Origin of the sequence: Microbacterium kunmingense, from assembly GCF_023155745.1 — a bacterium.
In the GTDB taxonomy this organism is placed as follows: Bacteria; Actinomycetota; Actinomycetes; order Actinomycetales; family Microbacteriaceae; genus Microbacterium; species Microbacterium kunmingense.
The window spans coordinates 379160-393165 of record NZ_JAKNUS010000003.1 but is presented as its reverse complement, the minus strand read 5'-3'; the positions used below and the strand labels follow the sequence as shown (position 1 = coordinate 393165).

Here is a 14006-nt window from a genome sequence, read left to right as displayed (position 1 = left end):
ATGACGATCAGGTCCCGGTCGACATCGACTGGGACCACCTGAGAACCGTCGCCATCGAGGCGGCCGCGCGGGCGTACGCTCCGTATTCGCGCTATCGCGTGGGTGCGGCCGCGCTCGTCTCCGACGGCCGCGTCGTCGCGGGGTGCAACGTCGAGAACGCGTCGTACGGCGTGACGCTCTGTGCCGAATGCGGACTGGTCTCCGAGCTCCACATGACCGGTGGCGGACAGCTCGTCGCCTTCGTCTGCGTCAACGGCGAGGGGGAGACGATCATGCCCTGCGGCCGTTGCCGGCAGCTGCTGTTCGAGCACGCGATCCCCGGGATGCTGCTGGAGACCGTGTCGGGAATCCGCACCATCGACGAGGTGCTGCCCGATGCCTTCGGCCCGCGGGATCTGGACGCGCGGCCGAGCCGCGAGCAGGAGTCGGCTCGATGAGCGGTGGCCCGGCCCCCGAGCCCTTCGACGCGGTCGACGTCATCCGCGCCAAGCGCGACGGCGGCGCCGTTGCCGAGGACGCGCTCCGCTGGATGATCGACGCCTACACCCGCGGGTACGTCTCGGACGCCCAGATGTCGGCGTTCACCATGGCGGTGCTGCTGAACGGCATGTCGCGCGATGAGATCCGCGTGATGACCGACGCGATGATCGCCTCCGGCGAGCGGATGAGCTTCGACGGTCTCGGCAAGACGACCGTCGACAAGCACTCCACAGGCGGCGTCGGCGACAAGATCACGCTGCCGCTCGCGCCCCTCGTCGCGGCGTTCGGCGTGGCCGTGCCGCAGCTCTCGGGCCGCGGCCTCGGTCACACCGGCGGGACCCTCGACAAGCTGGAGTCGATTCCCGGATGGCGCGCCGCGCTGTCGAACGAGGAACTCCGCGCGCAGCTGCGCGACGTGGGGGCGGTGATCTGCGCCGCCGGCTCCGGGCTCGCCCCGGCCGACAAGCGGCTGTACGCGCTGCGCGATGTGACCGGCACCGTCGAGGCGATCCCGCTCATTGCCTCGAGCATCATGTCGAAGAAGATCGCCGAGGGGACGGCCGCCCTCGTGCTGGACGTCAAGTTCGGCTCGGGCGCCTTCATGCAGGACATCGACCGCGCCCGCGAGCTCGCGCGCACGATGGTCGGTCTCGGCACCGACTCGGGGGTCGCCACGACCGCGCTCCTGACGGACATGAACACCCCGCTCGGACTCGCGATCGGCAACGCCAACGAGGTGCGCGAATCGGTCGAGGTGCTCGCCGGCGGGGGACCCGCCGACGTCGTCGAGCTGACCGTCGCGCTCGCGCGCGAGATGCTCGCCCTCGCCGGGCAACCCGACGCCGACGTCGAGGGTGCGCTGCGGGACGGTCGGGCGATGGACGTCTGGCGCCAGATGATCCGCGCCCAGGACGGCGACCCCGACGCGGCGCTCCCGACGGCGCGGGAGACCCACACCGTCACCGCGCCGCGGAGCGGCGTCGTCAGCCGCATGGACGCCCTGCCCTTCGGCATCGCCGCGTGGCGCCTGGGGGCGGGCCGCGCCCGCGCCGAGGACGCCGTGGTCCACGCGGCGGGCATCGATCTGCACGTCAAGCCCGGCGACCAGGTCGCCGAGGGTGCTCCGGTCTTCACACTCTCCGGCGACGACCCGGCGCGTTTCGCCCGGGCACTGGACGCTCTCGAGGGGGCGTGGGACATCGGCGAGGACGCGCCCGCCGCGGCATCCCTCGTTCGCGAACGCATCACCGCCGACTCGATCTGATCCGCCCACCCAACCCCGGAGGTACACGATGGCCATCGATCAGCACGGCGACGCCCAGCTGGAGGGTGTGTCTCTGCGGAGCCTGCCCAAGATCTCGCTGCACGACCACCTCGACGGCGGGCTGCGCCCCGCGACGATCGTCGAGCTCGCCGACGACGCCGACGTCGACCTGCCCGAGGACGACGCCGAGGCTCTCGGGGAGTGGTTCGCCGAGAAGAGCGACTCGGGCTCGCTCGTGGAGTACCTCAAGACCTTCGACGTCACACTGTCGGTGATGCAGACCCGCGAGGGGCTCACGCGGGTGGCGCGGGAGTTCGTCGAGGATCTCGCCGCCGACGGCGTGATCTACGGTGAGGTGCGCTGGGCGCCCGAGCAGCACCTGACCGGAGGTCTCACCCTTGACGAGGTCGTCGAGGCGGTGCAGGACGGGATCGAGGAGGGCGAGGATCTCGCCGCCGACGCCGGCCGCGACATCCGCGTCGGTCAGCTCATCACCGCCATGCGCCACACCGACCGGTCGCACGAGATCGCGAGACTCGCCGTCGAGTGGCGGGGACGCGGCGCCGTCGGGTTCGACATCGCCGGCCCCGAGGACGGCTTCCTCCCCTCACGGCACCGGAAGGCGTTCGACTTCCTGGCGGGGGAGTTCTTGCCCGTGACGGTGCACGCCGGGGAGGCGGCGGGGCTGGAGTCCATCCGCTCGGCCCTCCTCGACGGGCGCGCCCTGCGCCTGGGCCACGGCGTGCGCATCGCCGAGGATCTCGAGATCGTGCAGCGGTCGGGCGAGGAGGTGCTGGTGGAGTTCGGCGACCTCGCGCGGTGGGTGCGCGATCGCGAGATCCCGCTGGAGCTGTCGCCGTCGTCGAACCTGCAGACCGGTGCGATCCAGCGCTGGGGGACCGACCTCGAGGATCACCCGTTCGACCTGCTCTACCAGCTGGGTTTCGCGGTGACGGTCAACGTCGACAACCGGCTCATGAGCCGCACGTCGCTCACCCGTGAGCTCGCCCTCCTCGTCGAGGCCTTCGATTACGGGCTCGACGACCTCGAGGCGTTCCAGATGAACGCCGCGGCGGGCGCGTTCCTCCCCGTGGAGCAGCGCGAGGAGCTCATTGACATCATCTCCGACGGCTTCGACCGCTAGGCGGGCGGCCGGCGTCTGCGCAACTCCTCCGAATCGTGCTCACACGGCCTTCGCCGTGGGGTCAGAAGGCTCGCGTGCTTCTTCTTGAGGAGTTGTGCGGACGGAAGGTCGGGCCCGCGTCCAGGATCGCTCTCACCTGCTCGAGAATCTCACCGTAGTTGAACAGAATGTCCTCTGCGAGCGGACGAATGGTGGTGTAACCCCGCGCGGCCGCCGCGATGTCGCGGCGCCGATCGCGACGCTGAGCGTCCCACCCCTCGTGGTACGCCTTGCTGTCGCATTCGATGATGAGCCAGCCGTCGACCACGAAGTCGACGCGGCCGACACCTGATATGTCCACTTGGATCTCGACGTCCCGACCCAGCCCGCGAAGAAGGAGCCGCATGAGGGTTTCGGGCCCCGATTCGCTGCGACGATCAACAAGTTGGCGCAGTCGACGATAGCGCCGGGGAAGAAGAGCGAAGACTTCGGCGATGTCGATCTCGGTGATGAGTCCGAGGTGCCAGGCGCTGTCGAGCGTTGCGACCGCGTCGCGGGGCATCTGACATCTCACGGCCTGGGCGAGCGCCTCGATCAGCGGAGCTGACATCGACGTTCGCGGCTGACGGGAGACGCGCCAGTGCGGGGTGACGTTGCGGGGACGAGCGGGAAGGCGACTTGCGCCGACGTCGAATTGGACGTGGAGTCCCGTCGTCGCGCGAACGAACACGCCGAGGAGCGAGAGCAGGGAGACGCAGTCGAGGCGTCCTCCGTGTCTCCCGGCCTGCTGAAGTTCGGGGCACATCGTGGAGTCGACGTAGCGGTCCCGGCGAAGTCGGGTGAGTCGGCCCGCGTTCAGCAGTTGCTGCACGCCGTGTCGAGTGACGCCACGCTCGGCGAGGCTCCGCGCGCTCAGGAAAGTGGCCGAGAGGATCGGTCCGGATATCCGTGCGTCACGGTGCATCTCTCCAGCCAACGCCGGCGTGCGCTCCCTGACGTGCCTTCACAGATGATCAGTGCATTGTTGGCCGGGCATCGACGCTGTGCAGGAGAGGACGTCGTCTGCACAACTCCTCAGATACGGGGCCAATATGGCGGAAGCAGCCCGAGCGAGGGCCCGGCGACCCGGATTTGAGGAGTTGTGCAGCCGGGGCGCGCGGGGGTCAGCGGGGGAGGGCGGCCACGAAGGGGGCGAGGAGGCCGGCGATCTCCGCCCGCATCTCGGGGAGGGTGATCGACGCCTCGTTGTCGCCCGCCTGCGGGCCGTAGGCGCCGAAGGCCGCGTGATTGGCCCCCGCGATCTCCGTCATCACCGCCTCCTCCGGCAGCAGCGGTCGAGCGTCGGCGATCTTCTCCGGGGTGGAGAGGCCGTCCTCGCTGCCGGCGATGCTGATCACCGGCAGATCCGATCCCGAGATGTCACCGGCGCAGTACGACGCGAACAGTGCGAGGGCGTCGGCGTCACCGGCGAGCTGACACGCCCGCACCCCGCCCAGGGAATGGCCACCGACGATCCACTGATCGATCCCCGGCACGAGGTCGGTGAACGCCGACAGCGGTCTCAGGTCGAAAAAAGCGAGGTTGAGCCATGGTTTGGTGATGACGACCGTCACCCCGTCCTCCGCCACGACGTCGGCCATCGTCGGGGCGTAGGCCGCGGCTTCGACCTTGGCGCCCGGGATGTAGACCAGGCCCACCTCCCCGGGTCCGCCGGCAGGCTCGAGGATGACCGCGGTCGACGTTTCGGTGAACCGGACCTGAGGGTTGGTCTGCACGTCCTCGAGCGGGCCCGCCTCGGCGGCCATCACCCCGACCTGGCTCCAGACGACGAGCGCGCCGACGGCAAGCAGAAGAAGCACACCGAGCGACCCGAACACCCACGCCAGCGCACGTCGCCACCGCCGCCGCGCCCGCGCGCGGGTGGGCGCCTCATCGGACGGCTGGGAAGACTCCTCGGCAGATCCTTCGGATGACCCGGATGCCACTCCCTGAGCGTACCGCCGCCTGTGCGCCCCACACCCGTGGACCCAGACCGTCGATCACAAGCCCCCGCGCTCAGCCCGCGAGCGCCGCCTGCCGGGCGGCGACCGCGTCGCGCACGCGCGCGTACAGCGGATGACTCCGCTCGAGCCCGGTCACCGCGACAGCCACGGCGTCGGCGTCCTGCTCTCGCAGCATCGCCTGCAGCTCCACAGCCTGCGGGTCGTCCGGGTCGTCGAACGCGAGGGCCGCGCCGATGGCCGCCACGAGCGCATCCACCGGCAGCCCGCGTTCGGCGGCCTCCGCTGCCGGCCCGATGAACCGCTCGTTGCGCGACAGCTTCCGCAGCGGCTGCCGCGCCACGCGACGCACGTGGTCGGGCAGGGCGGGGTTCGCGAACCGACTGAGGATCGTCGCACGGTACTCCGCCAGCTCCTCGGGGGAGAATTCGTGCTTGGCGATCAGCACCGCTGACGTCTCCTCGAGCGCCGCCGCCACCGCAGAGGCGATCGACGGGTCGGCGAGAGCGTCGGCGATCCGCTCGACCCCCGCCTGCGCGCCGAAGTAGGCCGTTGCGGCGTGCCCGGTGTTGACCGTGAACAGCTTCCGCTCGATGTACGGCGCGAGGTCGTCGACGAAGTGCGCCCCCGGAATCGTGGGCGGGTGGTCACCGAACGGATGCCGCTCGATCGCCCATTCGAAGAAGGGCTCGACCGTCACATCCACACCCGCGCCGGCCGGCTGCTCGGGAACGATCCGGTCCACCGCCGTGTTCGCGAACACCGCTCGGTTCTCCAGTGCCCCCCAGGCCTCGCCCGCCGCGTCGATCATCTCCTCGCGCAGCAGGTCGGTGGCGTTGATGGCGTTCTCGCACGCCATGATCTGCAGGGGTGGCGAGGTGGGGTCGCGCAGCGCCAGCCCCGCCACCAGATGCGGCGCGACGAAGCGCAGGATGGTGGGCCCCACCGCGGTGGTCACCACGTTCGCCCCCGCGACCTCCTCGATGACCTCGTCGGGGTGCTCGGCGCTGTTGATCGCCCGGAACCCCGTGACGACGTGATCGCGCCCGCCCTCGCCGACCTCGTGCACGGTGTACTCCGACACCTGGTTGATCGCGTCGACGAGCGCGCCCGCGACATCCGAGAACACCAGCTCGTAACCGCCCTCGTGCAGCAGCAGCCCGACGAACCCCCGCCCGATGTTGCCGGCGCCGAAGTGGACAGCCTTCATTCCACGCCCGCCGACACCGCGTCGTAGAGCTCCTGCGAGTCGGAGGTCGCCTTCAGGCGCGCCACATCGTCCTCCTCCGAGAACAGCAGCGCGATGCGCGAGAGGATCTCGAGGTGCTCATCGCCCTTGCCGGCGATGCCGATGACGAACGTCACACGCTCGCCGCCCCAATCGACGCCGCCGTCGTACCGGACAACGGAGAGACCGGACTCCAGGATGGTGTCCTTCGTCTCGTTGGTGCCGTGGGGGATCGCCAGCTCGTTGCCCATGTAGGTCGAAACGGTCTGCTCGCGCTGCTGCATCGCGTCGTAGTACCCGCCGGTGACGGCGCCGACCGACTCGAGGATCTCTGCGGCTTCGCGCATCGCCTCCTCGCGCGTCGCGCTGCCGGAGTGGATGCGGACCTGCCCCGGGGTGAGGACCTCACGTGCCATGATTTCGCCTTTCGCTCGTGTCGTCGTGCGTCGTTGTCGTCGGTGATGACGGATGCCGGGAGCCGCGCGTCCACGCGTCGACCCCCGGCATCCTGGTTCGGCAGATGCTTACGCACCATCCTTGTGCTGATCGCGCACCAATTCCACGACCTCGTCGTAACGGGGCGAGTTCATGAAGTTGTCCACCGACACGTGGACGGCGTCGGGCGCCTGCTGGCGTGCTCGGTCCGTCAACTGCTTCTGCGTGATGACGAGGTCGGCCGACCCGTCCAGGTTGGCGATCGACTTGTTGGTGACCGTGACGTCGTCGATACCGGCCTTCTTCATCTTGTTGCGAAGAACGCTCGCCCCCATCGCGGAGGATCCCATCCCCGCGTCGCACGCGAACACGACGTTGCGGATCACCTGCTGGTCGACGACTGTCCCGTGGGCGATCGCGTCGGCGGCGACGGCTCCCTCGCCGGAGAGGAGGTCGCCCTCCGCTGCGGCGTTGGAGACCGCGGTCTCTCGCAGCCCGGCGAGTGCGGACGAGGAACGACCCTTGTTCGCCTCGGTCTGCGCGATCGCGGCTGAGAGGTCACCCGCGTTGCCCGACTCGAGATCGCGCTTACGGCTCGCGCGGAGCATGATCGATGCGATCACACCGGTCACCACGGCGGCCAGCACGACTGACAGGTACACCGCCAGCAGGTTGCCGACGCCTCCCGCGGCGGGGCTGCCCGCGGCGAGCGTCACGGCGATGATGCTGCCGGGAGCGGCCGGGAAGGACAGTCCGCCGTTGAGCAGCACGTTGGTCGCGACGCCCGTCGCACCACCGGCGATCAGGGCGAGGATCGTGATCGGCTTGGCCAGCGCATACGGGAAGTAGATCTCGTGGATGCCGCCGAAGAACTGGATCAGGATGGCGCCCGGGGCTGATGCTTTCGCCACACCGACACCGAAGAAGCTGAACGCCAGCAGCAGACCGAGTCCCGGGCCGGGGTTCGCCTCGAGGAGGAACAGGATGCTCTTGCCGGTCTCGGCTGCCTCCTGGATGCCGAGCGGGGTGAAGACGCCCTGGTTGATCGCATTGTTGAGGAACAGCACCTTCGCGGGCTCGACGATGATCGACACGAGCGGAAGCAGCCCGAGGGAGACGAGCCAATCGACCGCGTTGCCGAGCGCCGTGCTCACGAAGCTGATCGCCGGGCCGAAGGCGAAGAATCCGAGGATCGCCAGCAGCATGCCGAGGATGCCCGCGGAGAAGTTGTTCACCAGCATCTCGAAACCGGGCTTGATCTTGCCGTCCCAGAGCTTGTCCATCTGCTTGGTGATCCAGCCCGCGAACGGCCCCATGATCATCGCCCCGAGGAACATCGGGATGCTCGTGCCCACGATGACGCCCATCGTGGCGATCGTCGCCACCACACCGCCGCGCTCGCCGTAGACCAGGCGGCCGGCCGTGTTGGCGATGAGCAGGGGCAGCAGGTACGTGATCATCGAGCCGACGAGGCCGACGTACTGCGGGAACGGCTGGCCGTCCTCCGTGAGCGCGACCATCGTGCGCGCGAAGGTCCAGCCCACCTCGTCGGCGTTGCCGAAGCCGCCGAGCAGGGGAGCGACGGGATACCACTGCCCCAGCCAACCGACCGAGATGAAGAGGGTCGTGATCAGACCCCAGGCGATGAACGCCGGGATGTTGGGCATGATCATGCCCGAAATGAAGGTACCGAAGCGCTGGACGGCGACGCGCCCGCCTCCCGGCTTCTTCACGGTAGCTGACGCCGATGTCATTGCTGTGTCTCCTTCTGGGTGTCAGCCGCCTTGGCGGCGGCCTCTCGGGCTGCCGCGGCGCTGTCCGCGGCGAGGGAAGCCTCGGCGATCGCGCGAGCGTCGTCGAGGGTGTACTGCAGGAGGGTGGCGCGGACGTCGGCGAGGGCGCTGGGCGCCATCGACAGACTCGTCGCGCCGAGCCCCACCAGCACAACGGCGAGCAGCGGGTCGGCGGCGGCTTCGCCGCAGATCCCGACGGGTTTGCCGTGCGTGCGTCCGGCGTCGCCCACCTCGCGGATGAGGCGAAGGACCGACGGATGCCACGGGTCCTGGAATCCCGCGACCGAACCGAGCAGGCGGTCGGCCGCGAGGGTGTACTGGGTGAGGTCGTTCGTGCCGATCGAGGCGAAGTCGGCGTGGGCGAGGATGCGGTCTGCGAGGAGCGCCGCGGAGGGCACCTCCACCATGACGCCCGCGGTGCGGATGCCGTACTCCTTCGCCAGGGCGGTGAAGTACGCCGTCTCCTCGACGGTGGCGACCATCGGCGCCATGACCCACAGATCGGCCGGGCCCTCGGGGGACCGCCGCGTCGCGGCATCCGCCTCCGCCAGCGCGGTGAGCTGCTCGCGGAGGATGTCCTCGCTCGCGCGGAGCGCGCGCAGGCCGCGGAGCCCGAGGGCCGGGTTCTCCTCGTGCGCGTCGTTGAGGAACGGGAGGGGCTTGTCGGCGCCCGCATCGAGCACCCGCACGACCACCTTCTTGCCGGGGAACGCGCGGAGCAGCTGCTCGTACGAGGCGCGCTGCTGCTCGACGGTCGGGGCGGAGGAAGCGCTGAGGAAGAGGAACTCGGTGCGGAAGAGCCCCACGCCTTCGGCGCCGAGGGCGACGGCCTCGGCGGCGCCGTCGGGCTTGCCGAGATTCGCCAGGAGCGGCACGGCCGTGCCGTCGGCGAGCGCGCCGGCGGTGATCGGCGCCGAGGCGGCGTTCGCCCGGGCGTCGGCGCGCACGCGCGCCCGCTGGAGCTCATCGTCGGTGGGGTCGGCGGTGACCACGCCGGCGGCGGCGTCGACGATCACGCTCTGCCCCTCGGCGAGCGAGGCGGCGCCGGCGGCACCGACGACGGCGACGATGCCCTTCTCGCGGGCGAGGATCGCGGTGTGGGAGGTGGGTCCGCCCTCGGTGGTCACGAGGGCGAGCACCTGGTCGAGATCCAGCAGCGCCGTGTCGGCGGGGGCGAGATCCTTCGCGACGAGGACGAACGGATGCCCCGGCTCCGGCACACCCGGAGCCGCGACGCCCCGCAGCCGCGCGATGACGCGCTGCGCGACGTCGTCGAGGTCGGCGGCGCGCTCGCCCAGGTAGCCGCCCACGGCGGTGAGCTGGTCGCGGAACGCGGCGAACGCCTCGAACACCGCGCGCTCGCCGGTCTTGCCGTCTGCGAGGCGCGTGCCGATCTCGTCGGAGAGCGTCGGGTCCTCGGCCATCATCGCCTGCGCCTCGAGGACGTCCTGCGCGGCACCGCCCGCCTGCTCGGCCCGATTCTCGAGCTCCCGGGCGACGGCGCTCACGGCCTCATCGACGCGCGCGCGCTCGGCGGCCTCGCCGATCGTGCTGGGCTCGTCGGCGGGCGCGGGGAGCGGCTCGGCCATGCGGGCCACCGGGCCCTGCGCGACGCCCAGCCCGATGCCGACCCCGCGCATCTCGGTGCGTGCCACAGCGCTCACGCGGCGTCGTGGTCGGTGGTCAGCAGCTCGCTGAGCGAATCCAGCACGCTCTCGGCGTTCTCGCCGTCGGCGGTGAGGGTGACGTAGTCGCCCTGGTCGACGCCCAGCGAGATCACGCCGAGGATGCTGGCGGCGTTCACCGGCTCACCGGAGCCCTTGGCCACCGTGATGGGGATGCCGGCCTCCTTGGCCGCCTGCGCGAAGAGCTTGGCGGGGCGGGCGTGGAGCCCGTGCGACGATCCGATGCGCACCGTGCGGGTCATGGGGGCCATGGGGGATTCCTCTCCTCGGTTTTCGGTGGGGCTGACTTGGGGAGTCAGGTGTGCGCGGGGCCTTCGGCCCCGGCATCCGTCAAGGGCTGCGGCGCCGCGACGGCGAACGCGCGACGGACGAGCTCCAGCGTTCGGCTGCCGTCGAGGTCGGCGAAGACGTCGTCGGGCAGCAGCACCACCGTCGTCATCCGCGGGCCCGCCGCCTGCTCGATGTGCGGGAGCGCATCGGCCAGGTGCGGACCGACGAGGATCACGTCGGCGGCGTCGAGGTCGATCGGAAGCGATTGCTCGGTTCCGGCGACGGCGGTCCAGGGCAGTCCCGCATCCTGTGCGGCGCGACGCACACGCTGCGCCACGAAGGTGCTGGACGCACCCGCTCCACACACGACAAGGATCCGCATCGATCCGCCCTCCTCGTGAGCGATTCTTGTGAAGACGCTGAGTGCCGACAAGTCACGCGTTCTTCCGCCCGGGCGGAAACCGCCGCCTGCCGCCCCGGCCGCGCGTGCCCCGGCGTGGTTGACTGGTGATCGATCCGGACCGCGGCGGGGTGGCCGGCGAAGGGGTGGCTGTGACCAGAGCCAGGCAGGACCGCCTGCTGACGCTGCTCCTCCGCGACGGCACCTGGGCGACCGCGGCGACGCTCGCCGACGCGCTCGGGGTCACGCCCCGCAGCATCCGGTCCTATGTCACCTCCGTCAACGCGCGCGTCGCGCCCGGCGTCGCGATCGAATCGGGACCGCTCGGCTACCGGGCGGGGCCCGAGGGTGCCGCGGCCCTCCGGGCGGGCGGGGGGACGGATGCCGGGACGCCGCGCGATCGCCTGCACACCGTCATCCGGGGTCTGCTCGACACCGACGCCGGGATCGACCTGTTCGACACCGCGATGCAGCTGCACGTCAGCCCCGCCACGCTCGAGGCCGACCTCGCCCGGGTGCGGGGTCTTCTCAGCGGCACGGAGCTGACGCTCGAGCGCTCGGCGTCCACGGCGCGCCTCCGCGGCGGCGAGATGGCGCGGCGGCGACTTCTCAGCAGACTCGCGCACGACGAGATGGACGCCGGAGCCTTCGATCTCGGCGCACTGCGGCGGAGCCTTGCCGGCACCGCGGTCGACGCCGACGCGTTCGGCGCGTTCAAGTCCGACCTCGTGGCAGAGCTCGGCGGCCTCGGGTACTACGTCAACGAGCTCGGCATCGCCGACGTCGTCATGCACATCGCCATCGCCGCCGACCGGGTCGCCCACCGGCATCCGCTCTCTCACGACCCCGCGGCCGGCGAGGTCGCCGGTGCCGACGTCGCGGCCGTGATCGAGCGTCTCGTGCAGCAGCACTTCGGTGTGCGGCTGGGAGAGGGCGACGTGCAGCACCTGGCGGCGCTCGTGCTCACTCGCGTCATCGCGCCCGGCGGCGTCGCCGAGCAGGTGCGCGCGCGACCCGCGCTCGATCCGCAGGTCGAGGCCGCGGTGCGCGCGGCCGTCGGGCGCGCGGCGCGGGAGTTCCTCGTCGACATCGACGACGAGGACTTCATCACCCGGCTGGCGCTGCACGTGCAGAACCTCCGGCATCGCGCGCAGGACCAGGCCTGGTCGCGCAATCCCCTCACCCGGTCGTTGAAGTCGACGTACCCGATGATCTTCGAGCTCGCTGTCTACATCGCCGGAGAGCTCGACGCCGAGCTGGGGTTCCCCCTCCCCGACGACGAGATCGCCTACATCGCGATGCACGTCGGTGGGCGGCTCGAGCGGAGCCGGCAGAACGCGCAGCTGCTCACCGCCACGATCGTCTGCCCGGGCTACTACGAGCTGCACGAGCTGCTGCGCTCGAGCGTCGACCGGTCGCTCGGCCAGGCGATCGAGGTCGTCGGTGTCGAGACGCGGGTCGACCCCGACTGGGAGAACCTCGGCACCGACCTCGTGCTCACCACGATCGACGCACCGGTGGCGGGGGAGCGGATCGTCCGCATCCAGCCGTTCCTGACCGATGCCGACGTCGAGCGAGTGCAGGCCGCGGCGGGCCGGGTGCGGCGCGCGCGGCGCCTGGCGCGGCTGCGCACCGAGCTCGAGCGGTACTTCCCCGCCGACGCGTTCGTCCGCGGGATCGAGGTCGACGACACCGGCGAGGAGGGCGTGATCCGGCGGCTCGGGTCGATGCTCGTCGCGCAGGGGATCATCGACGACGACTACGTCGAGCGGGCGATCCAGCGGGAGCGAATGTCGTCGACGGCGTTCACCGATGCGCTCGCCGTGCCGCACGCGATCGGGATGACCGCGTCGCGCACCGCGATCGCCGTGGGTGTGGCGGAGGGGTCGATCCCCTGGGGGGACTCGCGGGTGCAGGTCGTGGCTCTCGTGGCTTTCTCCGAGGGAGACCGCGAGGCCTTCCAGACGGTGTTCGAGCAGCTCGTCGAGGTCTTCTCCGAGCGGGAGAGCGTGTCGCGGATCGTGCGGCGCGGCACCGACTTCCCCGCGTTCCTCGACGAGCTCGTCGCCGTCATCGACGGGTAGCGCGCGGCGCCCGCCTCCGCCCCGCCGCCCGCTCGCGGGCAGTCGCGGGTTTGGGGCGGATTCCTCGGTTCGGGGCGCGACGTTCCCGCCCCGAACCGAAGAACCCGCCCCGATCGGCGAGGCGAGGTCGCTCGGAGCGGCGTGATGCGGTCGCCCCGAGTCGTCAGCGCGGCGGGGAGATCCCGAATTGCGCGAAGCGCCGACCGAGGTCGCGTGCCGTGCCGATGTGCGGCCACCCGTACCGGACGAAGCGACTCTGTGTCACACCGCGCACGAGGTCCTCACGCTGCTTTTCCGTATCGAGGATGTCAGCGGCAGAGCGCCCTCGCGTCAGGGAACCGTCCACATACTTGATCGTGCCGTCGAACTCGGTAAGCGCATCGACCTCGGGGAGGCCGATGTCCACAAAGAAGCGACCCCTCGCGGTGACGATCGGAACCTGCAGGATGAACCGGGTGAAACCCAGTTCTCGCATCCGAACACGGCCCACACTCTCGCCCGGTAGCTGCGCCCTCCCGTCCGCGAAACTCAGGACCCGCTCCGCACGCCATGCGCCGTGGGCGGACTGCCGCGCTATCGCGAGGCACGATTCCTTGAACGCCGCCGCGGCCTCGATGTCGTAGCGGCCCGGTCCCGTGACGAAGCGGAGTCTCAGCGCGGCGTCCGCGATCGTCACCGCGCGGTCGAACGTCAGAGTGCGCGCCGAATCGGCCACGGTGCGTTCGAGAGACGTGCACAGCACCGCAGCGCGCTCAACGACGTCGGCAACGGCGATATCGCCGCGGTGGCGGACGACACCGAGCACCGATCCGGGCCTGTGCTCGGGACTGATGACGTGCACGCGGTCGGTGGCGGGAAGGTAGAGGCCGAGACCATGGAGGGCAGCGGCGGTCTCGCCGCTGAAAAGCGGCCGACGTTGTGAGGAGCGGTCGAGCGCTGTTGCAAGTGTCGCGACCCGGCATTCAGGCGTAGCAGATCCCCACGCCTCACCCTGCACGAACAGACCTGGGCGAACCCTCATACACCGCCCCTCCCGCAGCATCCGGTCCAGAGCATGACGGGAAACGCCCGACTCCCGCAGTTCAGGCCAGGAACGGATGTCGAGAGGTGTCGGCATCGCTGAAGTCTGTGGGGTTCCGGCGCCTGACGTGGTTTCCTGGCACTCCTTTGTGGAGAACTCCGCCGCAGGTGTGGCTGTGCAGGAAGGTGCGTCACCTTCAAGCCCGACCCGTTCTCACTCGGGG

The 14006-nt window shown here is 70.5% G+C and carries 13 protein-coding genes; 4 read left to right on the top strand and 9 right to left on the bottom strand.

Annotated features, from left to right (window positions below; all coding sequences use genetic code 11):
* Nucleotides 1–23: 23 nt before the first annotated feature.
* From MA875_RS06800 to MA875_RS06790, 3 genes are read left to right on the top strand one after another with little or no spacing between them, the layout of a single operon-like run.
* Entirely contained in the window at nucleotides 24–437 is a 414-nt protein-coding gene (locus MA875_RS06800) for a cytidine deaminase (RefSeq protein ID WP_248241385.1), read from the top strand.
* Entirely contained in the window at nucleotides 434–1744 is a 1311-nt protein-coding gene (locus tag MA875_RS06795) for a thymidine phosphorylase (RefSeq protein WP_248241293.1), read from the top strand. The genes MA875_RS06800 and MA875_RS06795 overlap by 4 nt, the downstream gene beginning before the upstream one ends.
* A gap of 28 nt (nucleotides 1745–1772) precedes the next feature.
* A complete protein-coding gene (locus MA875_RS06790; protein WP_248241291.1) occupies nucleotides 1773–2888 on the top strand; it encodes an adenosine deaminase in 1116 nt (371 codons plus the stop codon).
* Between the two features lie 61 nt (nucleotides 2889–2949).
* On the opposite strand, the gene MA875_RS06785 is transcribed toward MA875_RS06790, so the two are convergent.
* From MA875_RS06785 to MA875_RS06750, 8 genes are all read right to left on the bottom strand, one after another.
* Nucleotides 2950–3831, bottom strand: a complete 882-nt coding sequence (locus MA875_RS06785) for a DUF559 domain-containing protein (RefSeq protein ID WP_248241290.1) — start codon at nucleotides 3829–3831, stop codon at nucleotides 2950–2952.
* A 199-nt stretch (nucleotides 3832–4030) separates the two neighbouring features.
* Nucleotides 4031–4852, bottom strand: a complete 822-nt coding sequence (locus MA875_RS06780; protein ID WP_248241288.1) for an alpha/beta hydrolase — start codon at nucleotides 4850–4852, stop codon at nucleotides 4031–4033.
* A 70-nt stretch (nucleotides 4853–4922) separates the two neighbouring features.
* Nucleotides 4923–6077 carry a mannitol-1-phosphate 5-dehydrogenase gene (locus MA875_RS06775; RefSeq protein WP_248241286.1) on the bottom strand — a complete coding sequence of 385 codons (1155 nt, stop codon included), beginning with the start codon at nucleotides 6075–6077 and terminating at the stop codon, nucleotides 4923–4925.
* Nucleotides 6074–6511: a PTS mannitol transporter subunit IIA gene (locus MA875_RS06770; protein WP_248241285.1), complete on the bottom strand. Its 438-nt coding sequence runs from the start codon at nucleotides 6509–6511 to the stop codon at nucleotides 6074–6076. Before MA875_RS06770 ends, MA875_RS06775 begins: the two co-directional genes overlap by 4 nt.
* 108 nt (nucleotides 6512–6619) lie before the next feature.
* Nucleotides 6620–8284: a PTS mannitol transporter subunit IIBC gene (locus MA875_RS06765; RefSeq protein ID WP_248241284.1), complete on the bottom strand. Its 1665-nt coding sequence runs from the start codon at nucleotides 8282–8284 to the stop codon at nucleotides 6620–6622.
* Nucleotides 8281–9912: a phosphoenolpyruvate--protein phosphotransferase gene (gene ptsP / locus MA875_RS06760; protein ID WP_372492539.1), complete on the bottom strand. Its 1632-nt coding sequence runs from the start codon at nucleotides 9910–9912 to the stop codon at nucleotides 8281–8283. The genes MA875_RS06765 and ptsP overlap by 4 nt, the downstream gene beginning before the upstream one ends.
* Before the next feature lie 71 nt (nucleotides 9913–9983).
* Complete coding sequence (locus tag MA875_RS06755) at nucleotides 9984–10259, bottom strand: HPr family phosphocarrier protein (protein ID WP_248241281.1); 276 nt, start codon at nucleotides 10257–10259, stop codon at nucleotides 9984–9986.
* 44 nt (nucleotides 10260–10303) lie between these two features.
* A complete protein-coding gene (locus MA875_RS06750) occupies nucleotides 10304–10660 on the bottom strand; it encodes a PTS sugar transporter subunit IIB (protein WP_248241280.1) in 357 nt (118 codons plus the stop codon).
* Between the two features lie 170 nt (nucleotides 10661–10830).
* On the opposite strand from MA875_RS06750, the gene MA875_RS06745 reads away from it, so the two are divergent.
* A complete protein-coding gene (locus MA875_RS06745) occupies nucleotides 10831–12762 on the top strand; it encodes a BglG family transcription antiterminator (protein WP_248241278.1) in 1932 nt (643 codons plus the stop codon).
* A gap of 163 nt (nucleotides 12763–12925) precedes the next feature.
* On the opposite strand, the gene MA875_RS06740 is transcribed toward MA875_RS06745, so the two are convergent.
* Entirely contained in the window at nucleotides 12926–13879 is a 954-nt protein-coding gene (locus MA875_RS06740) for a type IV toxin-antitoxin system AbiEi family antitoxin domain-containing protein (RefSeq protein WP_248241276.1), read from the bottom strand.
* Nucleotides 13880–14006 lie beyond the last annotated feature (127 nt).

Bases quoted from the DNA above. Each gene is read 5' to 3' on its own strand.
- ptsP (WP_372492539.1), bottom strand. From the start codon at position 9,912: ATGGCCGAGCCGCTCCCCGCGCCCGCCGACGAGCCCAGCACGATCGGC.
- MA875_RS06785 (WP_248241290.1), bottom strand. From the start codon at position 3,831: ATGCACCGTGACGCACGGATATCCGGACCGATCCTCTCGGCCACTTTC.
- MA875_RS06750 (WP_248241280.1), bottom strand. From the start codon at position 10,660: ATGCGGATCCTTGTCGTGTGTGGAGCGGGTGCGTCCAGCACCTTCGTG.
- MA875_RS06740 (WP_248241276.1), bottom strand. From the start codon at position 13,879: ATGCCGACACCTCTCGACATCCGTTCCTGGCCTGAACTGCGGGAGTCG.
- MA875_RS06770 (WP_248241285.1), bottom strand. From the start codon at position 6,511: ATGGCACGTGAGGTCCTCACCCCGGGGCAGGTCCGCATCCACTCCGGC.
- MA875_RS06765 (WP_248241284.1), bottom strand. From the start codon at position 8,284: ATGACATCGGCGTCAGCTACCGTGAAGAAGCCGGGAGGCGGGCGCGTC.
- MA875_RS06755 (WP_248241281.1), bottom strand. From the start codon at position 10,259: ATGGCCCCCATGACCCGCACGGTGCGCATCGGATCGTCGCACGGGCTC.
- MA875_RS06775 (WP_248241286.1), bottom strand. From the start codon at position 6,077: ATGAAGGCTGTCCACTTCGGCGCCGGCAACATCGGGCGGGGGTTCGTC.
- MA875_RS06790 (WP_248241291.1), top strand. From the start codon at position 1,773: ATGGCCATCGATCAGCACGGCGACGCCCAGCTGGAGGGTGTGTCTCTG.
- MA875_RS06795 (WP_248241293.1), top strand. From the start codon at position 434: ATGAGCGGTGGCCCGGCCCCCGAGCCCTTCGACGCGGTCGACGTCATC.